Below are 13,340 nucleotides of genomic sequence, written 5' to 3' on the forward strand. Positions count from 1 at the left end.
GCATGGCCTACGAGGCATTTCTTTCGCAGGACGAAGTCGACGCGCTGCTCGCCGGGGTCACCGGCGAAAGCGACGACAAGACCCAGGCGGCCGGCCAGAACGCCGGCGCGCGCGCCTACGACCTGAGCTCGCCCGAGCGCGTCGTGCGCCGCCGCATGCAGACCCTGGAGCTCATCAACGAGCGCTTCGCCCGCCAGATGCGCAGCGTGCTGCTGAACTTCATGCGCCGCAGCGCCGACATCACCGTCGGCTCCATCAAGATCCAGAAGTACGCGGACTTCGAACGCAACCTGCCGGTGCCCAGCAACCTGAACATGGTCCAGATGAAGCCGCTGCGCGGCACGGCCCTGTTCACGTACGACCCGAACCTGGTGTTCCTGGTCATCGACAGCCTGTTCGGCGGCGACGGCCGCTACCACACCCGCGTCGAGGGCCGCGACTTCACCACCACCGAACAGCGCATCATCCGGCGCCTGCTCAACCTGACCCTGGAAAGCTACGGCAAGTCCTGGGACCCGGTCTACCCGATCGAATTCGAGTACGTGCGCTCGGAGATGCACACCAAGTTCGCCAGCATCACCGGCAACAACGAAGTGGTGGTCGTCACCTCCTTCCACATCGAATTCGGCGCCACCGGCGGCGACCTGAACATCTGCCTGCCCTATTCCATGATCGAGCCGGTGCGCGACCTGCTCACGCGCCCGCTGCAGGAAACCACGCTGGACGAAGTGGACCAGCGCTGGTCGCAGCAGCTCTCGCGCCAGGTGCGCAGCGCCGACATCGACGTGGTCGCGGAATTCGCCCGCATCCCGTCGTCGATCCGCGAGCTGATGCACCTGAAGGTCGGCGACGTGCTGCCGGTGGAAGTGCCCGAAACCGTCATCGCCAGCGTCGACGGCGTACCGCTGATGGAATGCGGCTACGGCGTCTTCAACGGCCGCTACGCCCTGCGCGTGCAAAACATGTTTACCCACGATACAGAACCCAACGAGGCCTCTGACCATGACTGACAAGAACGAGCCCGGCACCGGCTCGTCCCCGGCCGACGACTGGGCCGACGCGCTCGCCGAACAATCCCGCGCCACCCCGCCCACGCAGGCCGACGGCCTCAAGCCGCAGGACGACTGGGCCGCCGCGATGGCCGAGCAGGCCGCCGCGGCGCCGGCTCCGGCCGCCGCTCCCGCGCCTGCGCCCGCCGCCGCCCCCGCGGCCGCGCCGGCCGCGCAATCCGCCGCGCACTCGGTGTTCAAGCCGCTGGCCGGCACCAGCGGCGGCACGGGCACCGACATCGACCTGATCATGGACGTGCCCGTCCAGCTCACGGTAGAACTGGGCCGCACCCGCCTGACCATCAAGAACCTGCTCCAGCTGGGCCAGGGCTCGGTGGTCGAGCTCGACGGCCTGGCCGGCGAACCGATGGACATCTTCGTCAACGGCTACCTGATCGCCCAGGGCGAAGTGGTGGTGGTCGAGGACAAGTACGGCATCCGCCTGACCGACATCATCACCCCGTCCGAGCGGATCAACCGCTTGAACAACCGCCGCTGATTCTGGCGCCATGACCGAAGCCGCCCTCGCCCGCGTCATTCTCGGCCTGCTGCTGGTGGTGGCCGCCATCCTGGCCGCGGCCTGGCTGGCGCGCCGCGCCGGCCTGGCCCAGCGCGGCGGCGGCAACCTGCTGCGCCAGGTCGCCAGCCTGCCGGTGGGTCCGCGCCAGAGCATTGTGGTCGTCGAAATCGAAAACACCTGGCTGGTGGTGGGCGTAGGCCCGAACCAGCTCAATACCCTGCATACCCTGCCCGCCGGCCAGTTGCCGCAGGCATCGCCCCTGCCCGCGGCCGCCTTCGCGGCCAAGCTGGGCCAGGCGCTCAAGCGCCGCTAGCGCTCTCGCGCGCGACACGCCATACCCATGAGTTTGCCCTCCCGCACGCCTCTCGCCCGCGCCCGCATGCTTGCGCCGTCCCTGCTCGGGGCGGCCGCGCTGCTCGGCCTGGCCCTGTTCCCGGCGGGCGTCGTCGCCCAGGCCACGCTGCCCGCCCTGACGGCCACGCCCGGCCCCAACGGCTCCGAGACCTATTCGCTCAGCATGCAGACCCTGCTGCTGATGACCTCGCTGTCGTTCCTACCGGCGGCCCTGCTCATGATGACGGGCTTCACCCGCATCATCATCGTGCTGGGCCTGCTGCGCAGCGCCATGGGCACCGCCATGTCGCCGCCCAACCACGTGCTGATCGGCCTGGCCCTGTTCCTGACCTTCTACACGATGTCGCCGGTGTTCGACAAAATCTACACCGACGCCTACAAACCGCTGTCCGAAGGCTCCATCCAGTTCGAGGCCGCGGTCGAACGCGCCGCCGCGCCGCTGCGCACCTTCATGCTGCACCAGACGCGCGAGAACGACCTGTCGCTGTTCGCCAACCTGGCCAATCAGCCCGCCATGGAAGACCCGGCCCAGGTGCCGATGCGCATCCTGGTGCCGGCCTTCATCACCAGCGAACTCAAGACCGCCTTCCAGATCGGCTTCACCATCTTCATCCCGTTCCTCATCATCGACCTGGTGATCGCCAGCGTGCTGATGGCGCTGGGCATGATGATGGTGCCCCCGGTCACGGTGGCGCTGCCCTTCAAGCTCATGCTCTTCGTGCTGGCCGACGGCTGGAACCTGCTCATGGGCTCGCTGGCCCAGAGCTTCTACCAATAACGCCGCAAGGAGCCGCCATGACCGCCGAAACCGTCATGACCATGACCTACCAGGCGATGAAGATCGTCCTGGCCATGGCCGGCCCGCTGCTGCTGGTCACGCTGGTCGTGGGCCTGGTCATCAGCATCTTCCAGGCCGCCACGCAGATCAACGAAATGACGCTGTCGTTCATTCCGAAGCTGCTGGCCATGTGCGGCGTGCTGGTGCTGCTGGGCCCCTGGCTGATCGGCGTGATGGTCGACTACATCCGGCAACTGATCGGCCAGATCCCCATGCTGGTGTCCTGAGCGGCCGGCAATCGCAGACCCGCCGCAACAGCGCCCCGCCATGATCGCCTTCACGCTCGAACAGCTCAACGGCTGGATCGGCCAGTTCCTCTGGCCGTTCGTGCGCATCCTGGCCCTGATCGGCACCGCCCCGCTGTTCTCGGAATCGCTCATCCCCATCAAGGTCAAGGTGGGCCTGGCCTTCGTCCTCGCCGTCGCGGTCGGCCCCGCCCTGGACCCCATGCCCCCGGTCTCGCCGGGCTCCTACGCCGGCCTTTGGATGGTGATGCAGCAGGTCCTGATCGGCGTCGCGCTGGGCTTCACCATGCGCCTGGTGTTCGCCGCCGTCCAGACCGCCGGCGAATTCGTCGGCCTGCAGATGGGCCTATCCTTCGCCTCGTTCTTCGACCCCGGCTCCGGCGCCAACACGGCCGTGCTCTCGCGCCTGTTCAACATCATCGCCATGCTGACCTTCCTGGCGCTGGACGGCCACCTCCTGGTCCTGGCCGCGCTGGTGCGCTCATTCGACACCCTGCCCATCGCCATGATCCAGCTGCACCAGAACGGCTGGGGCGTGATCGTCGAATGGGGCAAGACCGTCTTCATCTCCGGCCTGCTCCTGGCCCTGCCGCTCATCTGCGCCCTGCTCACCATCAACCTGGCCATGGGCATCCTCAACCGCGCCGCCCAACAGCTGTCGGTCTTCTCCATCGGCTTCCCGGTCACCCTGATCGTGGGCGTCACCGTCCTGACCGTGGTCCTGCCGCACGCCGGCCCGTTCCTGGAATCCCTGTTCGAATCCGGCCTGACCGCCATGAGCCGCGTCGCCGACGCCCTGGCGGGCAAGTAGGCAAAGACAACATCGCGGCCGGAACGCCAAGCGCTCCGGCCGCGAACGGCGTCATCGACAGCTACTGGTGCCCGGTAAGGCGAAAAACCCGGATCGTATCCCGCAGCGCCGCCGACTGCCCGCCCAGCTCGCGCACGGCTCCCCCCAGCTCCTGCACCAGCTCCGTGTTCTGCGCCGTCATCACGTCCATCTGCGACACCGCCGTATCCACCTGCTCGATCCCGCTGGACTGCTCCTGCGACGCCCGCGCGATCCCGGCGATGATATCGGTCACCCGATGCACGGCCGCCACGATTTCCTGCATCGTCGCGCCCGCCTGCTCGGCCTGCTGCGACCCCTCGGTCACACGGTCCGCGGAATCCTCGATCAGCCCCTTGATCTCCTTGGCGGCCTGCGCGCTTTTCTGCGCCAGCGTGCGCACCTCGCCCGCCACCACCGCGAACCCCTTGCCGGACTCGCCGGCCCGCGCCGCCTCGACCGCCGCGTTCAGCGCCAGGATATTCGTCTGGAACGCAATTCCTTCGATGATGCTCACGATATCGGCGATCCGGCGCGAACTGTCCGAAATCCCGTGCATCGTCTCCACCACCTGGCCCACCGCGACTCCACCGCGCCGCGCCACGTCCATGCTGCTCGCGGCCAGCTCATTGGCCTGCCGCGCATTGTCGGCGTTCTGCCGCACCGTGGCGGTCAGCTGCGCCATGCTCGTCGCGGTCTGCTGCAGGGACGCCGCCTGGCCCTCCGTGCGGCCGGCCAGCTCCTGATTGCCGCGCGCGATATGCGAGGCCGCCTGGGTCGTGCCCTCGATGCCCCGGTACACATCCTGCGCAATCCCGATCAGGCTCTTGCGCATCACGTCGAGCGAAAACATCAGGCTGCCGATCTCGTCATCCGATTCCGGCACGATCTGCGTCGTCAGGTTCCCCGCCGCCACCTGCCGCGCCATGTTGGCCGCATCCACCATCGGATCCAGCACGAACCGCGACAGACGCCAGCTCATTGCGAACAGCGCCAGCACGCCGGCGCCCAAGGCGGCGCACGCCAGCCCCACCTGCTGCGCATCCATGCGTTCCCAGCCGGCATACATCCCATAGGCCCCTGCCGCCGTCACGATGCCCGCCGACAGCAGCGCATGGCGCAGCATGCGGCTGCGCACGCATTGCCTGAAAGGAAACGCCAGCACGTCCAGGCCGCGCCGCCAGCCGGCCCGCACCGGACGCCCGCGCCGGATGCGCACGCCGCGGGCCGTGCCCTCGCGCATGCGCGCATACAGCTCCTCGGCCATCTGGATCTGCTCTTCCGAGGCCTGCACCCGCACCGACGAATAAGCCACCACCTCGCCGTGCTCGACGATGGGCGTGGCGTTGGCCAGCACCCAATAGAAACCGCCGTCCTTGCGCCGGTTCTTGACCAGACCCAGCCACGAGCCGCCGGCCTGCAGCGTAGCCCACAGGTCCTCGTAGGCTTGCGGCGGCATGTCCGGGTGGCGCACGATGTTGTGGGCCTTGCCGATCAGTTCCTCGCGCGAAAAGCCGCTCACCTCGATAAAGGCCGGATTCGCATACACGATCCGGCCTTTGGTGTCGGTGCGCGAGATCAGGTACTGATCGGCGCGCAGCTTGGTTTCCACGTTATGGACGGGTAGATTGACACGCACAGCTTGCCTCCGGTTTCGTCAAAGAACAGCAAATGAACAACGGCGGACAAACTGGACCTGACGCCCCGCGTATACGTTTCCGCCCGGTTCGTAAGGCCAGGCGCACGCTGGCGCGTGACGGCCGTCGAACACTGCATTGCCCGATTCGGGCGCTATTTTTTTCGTTAACGGTCATATTTTCGAAAACTTAACCATCAATAACCCGTTGGCGGAAAAAACGAAAACCGCGGCCACGCTTGTGCGCGGCCGCGGTTCTTTGTTCAAGCCCCGGGCGTCAGGCCTGGGTCAGCGTGGGCGCGGCATAGCCGCTCAACTGGTGCGCCGGCACCTCGATCACTTCGCCGGCGTTGATCTTGAACACCGCCACGGCTTCGGCCAGACGCTGCGCCTGTTCCTGCAGCGAACCGGCCGCGGCCGCCGCTTCTTCGACCAGCGCCGCGTTCTGCTGCGTCACCTCGTCCATCTGCGACACGGCGCGGTTGACCTGGTCGATGCCGCTGGATTGCTCTTCGGACGCCGCCGAGATCTCGCCCATGATGTCGGTCACGCGCTTGACCGAGGCCACGATCTCCTGCATGGTCGCGCCGGCGCGTTCCACCTGCTGCGAACCGGCGCCCACCTTGGCGACCGAATCCTCGATCAGGCCCTTGATCTCCTTGGCGGCCTGCGCGCTGCGCTGGGCCAGCGAACGGACTTCGCCTGCCACCACCGCGAAACCCTTGCCCTGTTCGCCGGCGCGCGCGGCTTCCACCGCCGCGTTCAGCGCCAGGATGTTGGTCTGGAACGCGATGCCGTCGATCACCGACACGATTTCCGAGATCTTGCGCGAGCTGGCGGAAATGCCCTGCATCGTGCCCACCACTTCGGACACCGCGGAGCCGCCGCGCTCGGCCACGTCGGACGCGCTGGCCGCCAGCTGGTTGGCCTGGCGCGCGTTGTCGGCGTTCTGCTTGACCGTCGAGGCCAGCTCTTCCATGGACGCCGCGGTTTCCTCCAGCGAGGCGGCCTGCTCTTCCGTACGGCTGGACAGGTCGGTGTTGCCCGCCGAGATCTCGCGCGAACCCACGGTGATCTCGTCCACGCCGCGGCGCACCGAGGCCACGGTGCGCGTCAGGCTTTCCTGCATGCGCTTGAGCGCCGCGAACAGCTGGCCGATTTCATTGTGCGAGCGCACCTCGACGCGACTGGTCAGGTCGCCCGAAGCGATCTTGTCGAAATGCTGGCCGGCTTCCACCAGCGGGCGGACCACCAGGCGGCCGAACAGCACGCGGGCCAGCACCATCAGCACCAGCGCCAGCGCGACCGCCACGCCCACCGCCATCATGGCGCGGTTGAAGTTGGTCTCGGCCTGTTCGATCAGGGCGTTCTGCTGGTCATTGATGTACTTGCCGAATTCGCTGAGCGCCGCGATGAAGGCGGCGCTGCGCGGCGTGCCGTATTCGTTGTTCACCATGTAGAACGTCGAATAGTCTTCGCTGCGCAGGGCCTCGACCATGGTGTCCACGCCGTCGTCGATGTACGAGCGATAGCGCCGCACCAGATTCATGGACAGCTGGCGGCCGGTGTCGTCCTGCAGCATGTTCTTCTGGAACTCGGCGAAGCTGCTGCGCACGCCGGTCAGCAGGTCGGTGGCGTCCTTGAGCGAGGCCGCGGCGTCGCGCGCCGAATTCTCGCCGCTGCCCCAGCCGGACTCCTGCAGGTGGCGCGCGGCCACCATCAGCCCCACGCGAGCGCGCAGCATGTCGCTATTGATCACCTCGACCTGGCGCGCCCTTTCGGTCAGGCCGTTGATCTCGCGGATCGATTCGTAGTTGTGCTGCAGGAAATACGCGGCCAGACCGCCCACCGCCGCGATCAGCACGGCGAAGAACGCCATGACCCACAGCAGCATCGTGCCCACGCGCGCATCGCGCAGGCGCAGCTTCTTCTTCACCTTGGGCGCGCGCGCCTTTCTTTTGCCTGCCTTGCCGGACTTGATACCGGATTCGAGACTCGCTTCCATATTATTTCCCCATGCCTCCAGGAACTGCATGATCAAACAAAAAGCACCCTGTTGACATGCCCTGTTACACAGGGCATGCATTCAGGGCGACGGACATCGCGGTCTGCGCCGCGACGCTCTGTGCCGCCCGGCGGAGTTACCCGCCTTGCGGCCGCGATCCGGCCGATTCTCCCGGACCGGGTATGTAGATGTAGGACTCTCCGGGCGCGACCTTGGGCAGCGCCCAGTCCGGCAGCGGCTCGGACGCGGGCGCCGGCCCCAGCAGATTGCGGCGCTCCCAGGGTTCGAGCAGGATATTGGTGCTGTCCACGAGGTTCGCCAGCCGGCCGTCAGGGCCGAAGCGCAGCAGCGCTTCCTTGCGGCCGTACAGGCCGTCGGTGACGACCGTGACCTTGTACGACCAGAGCGCCAGCAGGCTGCCGTCGGGCTGCGGATAGATCTTGTCGGGCGCGGCGCCCAGCGCGTGCGTGGCATCCGCAAGCGTGGAACGGCCCGGGTTCAGGCTGGACAGCCCGTCCGGGTCGAAATTGCGTCCGGTCGCCGTGCAACCGGCGAGCGTGGCGGCCAGGACAGCCGCCGCAAGTAGGTGTAGATAGGCTCGCATACCCGCCTGTCAGAAAGATTCCCAGTCGTCGTCCGCGGGCGGCGTCCGCCGGCTGGCCGGTGGCCTGCTCGCGGGCCTGCCTTCGGCCGCCGCGCTGGCCGCGGGCCGGCGCGGACCGCGCGTGGCCGTGGCGCCTTCCGCGGCAGCCGCGGCCGGCGCGGGCGCGGCCGGCTTGGCGGCGGCGCGGACGCGAGGCGCATGCGTCAGGCGCGCGGCAGGCGCCGCCTGGACGGGCGCCTCCGCTTGCGCCGCGGGCGCTTCGGGCGCCGGCGCGGCCACGCGCGGCGCGGGCCGTGCGTGCGCCAGTTGCTGGGCCGGCACTTCGATCACTTCGCCGGCGTTGATCTTGAACACCGCCACGGCTTCGGCCAGGCGCTGCGCCTGGTCCTGCAGCGAACCGGCCGCGGCCGCCGCTTCTTCGACCAGCGCCGCGTTCTGCTGCGTCACCTCGTCCATCTGCGACACCGCGCGGTTGACCTGGTCGATGCCGCTGGATTGCTCTTCGGACGCCGCCGAGATCTCGCCCATGATGTCGGTCACGCGCTTGACCGAGGCCACGATCTCCTGCATGGTCGCGCCGGCGCGTTCCACCTGCTGCGAACCGGCGCCCACCTTGCTGACCGAATCCTCGATCAAGCCCTTGATTTCCTTGGCCGCCTGGGCGCTGCGCTGCGCCAGCGCGCGCACCTCGCCCGCCACCACGGCAAAGCCCTTGCCCTGTTCGCCGGCGCGCGCCGCTTCCACCGCGGCGTTCAGCGCCAGGATGTTGGTCTGGAACGCAATGCCGTCGATCACCGACACGATTTCCGAAATCTTGCGCGAGCTGGCCGAGATCTGCTCCATCGTGCCCACCACCTCGGACACCGCGGAGCCGCCGCGCTCGGCCACGTCGGACGCGCTGGCCGCCAGCTGGTTGGCCTGGCGCGCGTTGTCGGCGTTCTGCTTGACCGTCGAAGCCAGCTGCTCCATGGAGGCGGCGGTTTCTTCCAGCGAAGCCGCCTGCTGCTCGGTGCGGCTGGACAGGTCCGTGTTGCCCGCCGAGATTTCGCGCGAGCCCACGTTGATCTCGTCCACGCCGCGACGCACCGCCGCCACCGTGCGCGTCAGGCTTTCCTGCATGCGCTTGACCGCCGCCATCAGCGTGCCGATTTCGTTGGTGGAGGTGGCTTCCACCCGCACGGTCAGGTCGCCCGCGGCGATCTTGTCGAAGCTCTCGCTGACCGAGCGCAAGGGGCGCAGCACCGCCCGGTTGATGAACAGGAACGCGGCCAGCCACACCGCGAGGATCAGCACCGCCAGCACGGGGTAGACGATGGCCATGGTCGCCGACTGGGACCGCGCCGCCTCCACCGCCGCCACGCTATAGGCGTTGATGTTCTCCATGAACGCGGCCAGGCGTTGGGAAAATGCCTGGCTGGCGGCCGCGCCGGTGGTGTTCTTCTCTTTGAGATAGGCCTCCATGTCGCCGCGCTCCAGGGCCACCACCATGGCCTGCAGCGCATCGGCGAAGCGCTGGAACGAGGACAGCAGTTCGGACTCGGCGGCCTTGCCCTGCTCGGTAACCTTGGGAATGGCCTTGAAGGCCTCCATCTTGGTCCTGGCCTCGGCCAGTTGCTGCTTCAGGGTGCGCGTGTTCTCGGCCACGCCGGCGGTATCGCCGGCATTGCGCAATCCCACCACGATATCGGCGCGTATCGTGCCGCGCAGCATCAGCGCGTAGGCGTCCTTGAGCAGATCCGCCTGCTGGACGCCCAGCGTATTGAGGGCGTTGATCGACTCGCTGCTCGATCGCATGCTGTTCCAACCCAGCACGATCGCGGCAAGCGCGGCCAGGGCGACCACCAGTTGGGCCAGCATGAGGCCCGTGCGCACCTTCAGATTGCTAAACACTTCGATATATTCCGGTAAGCGCCCCGGCGGCGACGCCGCCGATGCGAAAAGTGAAATAACAGGTCAAAGCAGCAACGGATTACGCCGTCAGAAAGACTCCCAATCGTCGTCCGACGGCGGCGGCCGGCGGGCGGCGGGCTTGGCGTCGGTGGCGTTCGCCGTCCGGCTGGCCGCGCGCCGCGGCGCCCGGGCGGCCGACATGGCCGGTTTGGCCGCCGCCGGCCGGGCCGGCCTGGATGCGGCGGGTTTGGGTTCTGCCTGCGCCGGCGCAGCCAGCTTGGGCGCGGGCGCCTCGGCCTGCTGCGCGGGCGCCTCGGCCGCCTCGGCATGGTCGCCGGCGGCCGGCCGCGGCGCCGGCATGCGCGGCGCGCTGCGTTCGCGCGCCAACTGCTGGGCCGGCACTTCGATCACTTCGCCGGCGTTGATCTTGAACACCGCCACGGCTTCGGCCAGGCGTTGCGCCTGTTCCTGCAGCGAACCGGCCGCGGCCGCCGCTTCTTCGACCAGCGCCGCGTTCTGCTGCGTCACCTCGTCCATCTGCGACACCGCGCGGTTGACCTGATCGATGCCGCTGGACTGCTCCTCGGACGCCGCCGAGATCTCGCCCATGATGTCGGTCACGCGCTTGACCGAGGCCACGATCTCCTGCATGGTCGCGCCGGCGCGTTCCACCTGCTGCGAACCGGCGCCGACCTTGCTGACCGAATCCTCGATCAAGCCCTTGATTTCCTTGGCCGCCTGGGCGCTGCGCTGCGCCAGCGCGCGCACCTCGCCCGCCACCACGGCAAAGCCCTTGCCCTGCTCGCCGGCGCGCGCGGCTTCGACCGCGGCGTTCAGCGCCAGGATGTTGGTCTGGAACGCAATGCCGTCGATCACCGACACGATTTCGGAAATCTTGCGCGAGCTGGCCGAAATCTGCTCCATGGTGCCGACCACTTCCGACACCGCCGCGCCGCCGCGCTCGGCCACTTCGGAAGCGCTGGCCGCCAGCTGGTTGGCCTGGCGCGCGTTGTCGGCGTTCTGCTTGACCGTCGAAGCCAGCTCTTCCATGGACGCCGCGGTTTCTTCCAGCGAGGCGGCCTGCTCTTCCGTGCGGCTGGACAGGTCGGTGTTGCCCGCCGAGATCTCGCGCGAGCCCACGTTGATCTCGTCCACGCCACGGCGCACCGAGGCCACCGTGCGCGTCAGGCTTTCCTGCATGCGCTTGATCGCGGCGAACAGCTGGCCGATTTCGTTGCTGCTGCGGACTTCGACGCGGCCGGTGAAGTCGCCGCCGGCGATCTTCTCGAAATGATTGCCGGCCTCGCGCAGCGGACGCAGCACCGTGCGGTTGATGAAAACCCAACAGCCCAGGGACAGCGCCAGCGCGATCGCCAGCAGGACGATGGTGACGACGCGCGCGGCCGCGTGTTCGGCCTCGGCCTCTTCCACCAGCTTGTCGGTGGACTTGTCCACGAAGTCCTGGACCGCGCCCACCGCTTCGCGCAGCGCCGTGTTGGCGGCGCCGCCGGCGTCGTTGAGGTCCAGGAATGTCTGTACCTCCATCGCCGCCAGGGCCGCGGCCTGACGCTTGGAGATGTCGTCGAACTGCCGGAAGGCGGCGTCCAGCTTGGCGTTGAGCGCCTCGGCGCCCGGCATGGCCGGCGCCTTGCGGTAAGCCTCCAGCGCCTTGGTGCCCTCCTGCATCTGGACCTGCGCGCGCTGCGCCTGGGAGCCCGCCTGCTCGGTCTTGCCCTGCTGCATGTCCAGCAGGGAGTTCGCCAGCAGCAGCCGGCCGCGCAGCAGCAAGGTGTAGGCGCGGTCGAGCTGCAAGGCCTGCGTGGAATAGGCGCTATTGACCTGCACCATCTTCTGGTTGCTCGAATCCAGCCCCAGCCACGCCACGCCGTTGGAGATGAACATGGCCGCCGTGAACAGCAGCAGCACTAGGATGATGCAGGTGCGGACTTTCAGATTGACAAGCATGGGACTTCCGAGTGTTGAGCTACATGAACCGACAGTTTCCTACCCTGCACATGAACGCGGACGCCCCGGCCCGGGCCGGCGGCGTCCGCGTGCACGCTATGGCGCGCCCAGAGGCGCGCGTTGCGCTACGCCGCGGCGTCAATTGCGGCTGAACAGGCTCGAACCCTGGATGGTCATGAAGGCCGCCGAGGCCGCCTGCAGCGCCACCTGGCGCAACGCGAGCTGGCTGGCGCCCTGGTAATAATCCAAGTCTTCCAGGTCCGACAGCGATTTGGCGTACGACAGTCCTTTCTGCGTGCCGCTCGCATCCAGGGCTTCCAGCTCGTTCATGCGCGCGCCCACGGAAGCGTTCACCGTCAGCACGTTGTCGTAGTTGGAAGCCAGTTTCTTGTTGGCCGTGGCCAGCGCGTTGTTCAGCCTGGCCGTCGCCACCGGGTCGCCGGCGCTGGGCGCGTCCAGCGCCGCGATCAGGTTGTCCAGGGTGGCGAACACGTCCATGTCGGCCGACTGGACGTTCTCGACCTCGATCACGTCGCCGACGGCCGGCGTGCCCTTGATCGAGGTGGACACGCCGCCGAAATCGATGGTCGCGCCGTCCACATAAGGAGTCGGCGGCTGCGAGGAGTCGGGCACCACCTGCTCGGTGCCGTCGGCCGCCGTCGAGGTGACGCGGTAGCCCAGTTCGCCGGTAGCGTTATCGGTCACGAACTCGACCGAATACTTCCGGGCCAGGTTCGCGCTGCCCGGGGTCACCGAGACCGAGCCGAACTCCGCCGTGCCGGCGTTGTCCTGGCCGGCCGAGGCCACATAGGCCTGCGAGCCGGGGTTGGCGCGGCCGAAGATGTCCTTGCCCAGGTCGCTGGTGGAAATCTGGCGGCTCTGGTCGACCTGCACGGTGCGCTCGCCGACCGAGCCGCTATAGGAAATCTTGCCCGAGGTGTCCTTGGCGTAGGGCGCCTTGGTGCCGTCGTTGCCCGAGAACAGGTACTGGCCGTTGCCGTCGGTGGCGTTGGCCAGCCCCAGCAGCGCCTCGCGCGTGCTCTTGAGCGCGGTCGAAAGCGCCTGCCGGTCGCTGTCGGACAGCACGCCGCCGGCCTGGATGATGCGGGTGCGGGCCTCTTGCAGCGCGTTGGTGACCGCGTCCAGGGTGTTGCTTTCCTGGCCCAGATTGGTGTTGGCGGTCTGGCGGTTCATGGCGTAGGCCGCGTTCATGCTTTGCGTCTGCGCCACGCCGATGGCCAGCGAGGCCGCCAGCGGGTCGTCGGCCGGGGTCAGGTTCTTGCGGCCGCTGCCGATCTGCTCGACCAGCCGGTTCATGTCGGATTCCTGGCCCAGAATTCCGTTCAGGCCGTTGGTGTACATCATCGAGGTGCTCAGGCGCATGGCGCAACTCCGAAAATCTGTT

Annotated in this window: 12 protein-coding genes; 6 read left to right on the forward strand and 6 right to left on the reverse strand. The window is 67.9% G+C overall.

Annotated features, from left to right (window positions below; all coding sequences use genetic code 11):
* The first annotated feature begins 2 nt into the window (after positions 1-2).
* The 6 genes from fliM (at position 3) to fliR (ending at position 3,817) form a co-directional block, all read left to right on the forward strand.
* Positions 3-1,010: a flagellar motor switch protein FliM gene (gene fliM, locus AC1M14_RS14965; RefSeq protein ID WP_102770916.1), complete on the forward strand. Its 1,008-nt coding sequence runs from the start codon at positions 3-5 to the stop codon at positions 1,008-1,010.
* Positions 1,003-1,548 (forward strand): flagellar motor switch protein FliN, encoded by a 546-nt coding sequence (fliN, locus tag AC1M14_RS14970; protein ID WP_479729904.1) that lies wholly within the window; start codon positions 1,003-1,005, stop codon positions 1,546-1,548. Before fliM ends, fliN begins: the two co-directional genes overlap by 8 nt.
* Positions 1,549-1,558: 10 nt before the next feature.
* Positions 1,559-1,882, forward strand: coding sequence for a flagellar biosynthetic protein FliO (fliO, locus tag AC1M14_RS14975; protein WP_102770914.1), 324 nt, complete (start codon positions 1,559-1,561; stop codon positions 1,880-1,882).
* Between the two features lie 66 nt (positions 1,883-1,948).
* Positions 1,949-2,701 carry a flagellar type III secretion system pore protein FliP gene (fliP, locus tag AC1M14_RS14980; protein WP_111825284.1) on the forward strand — a complete coding sequence of 251 codons (753 nt, stop codon included), beginning with the start codon at positions 1,949-1,951 and terminating at the stop codon, positions 2,699-2,701.
* Positions 2,702-2,718: 17 nt separating this feature from the next.
* Positions 2,719-2,988, forward strand: a complete 270-nt coding sequence (fliQ, locus tag AC1M14_RS14985; RefSeq protein WP_008163193.1) for a flagellar biosynthesis protein FliQ — start codon at positions 2,719-2,721, stop codon at positions 2,986-2,988.
* Positions 2,989-3,028: 40 nt separating this feature from the next.
* A complete protein-coding gene (gene fliR, locus AC1M14_RS14990) occupies positions 3,029-3,817 on the forward strand; it encodes a flagellar biosynthetic protein FliR (RefSeq protein ID WP_479729905.1) in 789 nt (262 codons plus the stop codon).
* A 61-nt stretch (positions 3,818-3,878) separates the two neighbouring features.
* Here the strand turns inward: fliR and AC1M14_RS14995 are convergent, their stop codons facing one another.
* The 6 genes from AC1M14_RS14995 to flgL all read right to left on the reverse strand — a co-directional run bounded on the left by AC1M14_RS14995 (position 3,879) and on the right by flgL (position 13,318).
* Positions 3,879-5,474, reverse strand: a complete 1,596-nt coding sequence (locus AC1M14_RS14995) for a methyl-accepting chemotaxis protein (protein WP_479729906.1) — start codon at positions 5,472-5,474, stop codon at positions 3,879-3,881.
* Between the two features lie 274 nt (positions 5,475-5,748).
* Complete coding sequence (locus AC1M14_RS15000; RefSeq protein WP_479729907.1) at positions 5,749-7,476, reverse strand: methyl-accepting chemotaxis protein; 1,728 nt, start codon at positions 7,474-7,476, stop codon at positions 5,749-5,751.
* Positions 7,477-7,612: 136 nt separating this feature from the next.
* Complete coding sequence (locus AC1M14_RS15005) at positions 7,613-8,080, reverse strand: hypothetical protein (protein WP_479729908.1); 468 nt, start codon at positions 8,078-8,080, stop codon at positions 7,613-7,615.
* 9 nt (positions 8,081-8,089) lie between these two features.
* Entirely contained in the window at positions 8,090-9,970 is a 1,881-nt protein-coding gene (locus tag AC1M14_RS15010; RefSeq protein WP_479729909.1) for a methyl-accepting chemotaxis protein, read from the reverse strand.
* An 87-nt stretch (positions 9,971-10,057) separates the two neighbouring features.
* The gene (locus tag AC1M14_RS15015) at positions 10,058-11,935 is read right to left on the reverse strand and encodes a methyl-accepting chemotaxis protein (protein WP_479729910.1); all 1,878 of its coding nucleotides are present in this window, start codon (positions 11,933-11,935) and stop codon (positions 10,058-10,060) included.
* A gap of 138 nt (positions 11,936-12,073) precedes the next feature.
* A complete protein-coding gene (flgL, locus tag AC1M14_RS15020; RefSeq protein WP_479729911.1) occupies positions 12,074-13,318 on the reverse strand; it encodes a flagellar hook-associated protein FlgL in 1,245 nt (414 codons plus the stop codon).
* Positions 13,319-13,340: the final 22 nt, after the last annotated feature.

The organism is Achromobacter sp. SX5, assembly GCF_056711425.1.

Coding starts and splice junctions, on each gene's coding strand:
- fliM (WP_102770916.1), top strand. CDS start 3: ATGGCCTACGAGGCATTTCTTTCGCAGGACGAAGTCGACGCGCTGCTC.
- fliN (WP_479729904.1), top strand. CDS start 1,003: ATGACTGACAAGAACGAGCCCGGCACCGGCTCGTCCCCGGCCGACGAC.
- fliO (WP_102770914.1), top strand. CDS start 1,559: ATGACCGAAGCCGCCCTCGCCCGCGTCATTCTCGGCCTGCTGCTGGTG.
- fliP (WP_111825284.1), top strand. CDS start 1,949: ATGCTTGCGCCGTCCCTGCTCGGGGCGGCCGCGCTGCTCGGCCTGGCC.
- fliQ (WP_008163193.1), top strand. CDS start 2,719: ATGACCGCCGAAACCGTCATGACCATGACCTACCAGGCGATGAAGATC.
- fliR (WP_479729905.1), top strand. CDS start 3,029: ATGATCGCCTTCACGCTCGAACAGCTCAACGGCTGGATCGGCCAGTTC.
- AC1M14_RS15000 (WP_479729907.1), bottom strand. CDS start 7,476: ATGGAAGCGAGTCTCGAATCCGGTATCAAGTCCGGCAAGGCAGGCAAA.
- AC1M14_RS15005 (WP_479729908.1), bottom strand. CDS start 8,080: ATGCGAGCCTATCTACACCTACTTGCGGCGGCTGTCCTGGCCGCCACG.
- AC1M14_RS15015 (WP_479729910.1), bottom strand. CDS start 11,935: ATGCTTGTCAATCTGAAAGTCCGCACCTGCATCATCCTAGTGCTGCTG.
- flgL (WP_479729911.1), bottom strand. CDS start 13,318: ATGCGCCTGAGCACCTCGATGATGTACACCAACGGCCTGAACGGAATT.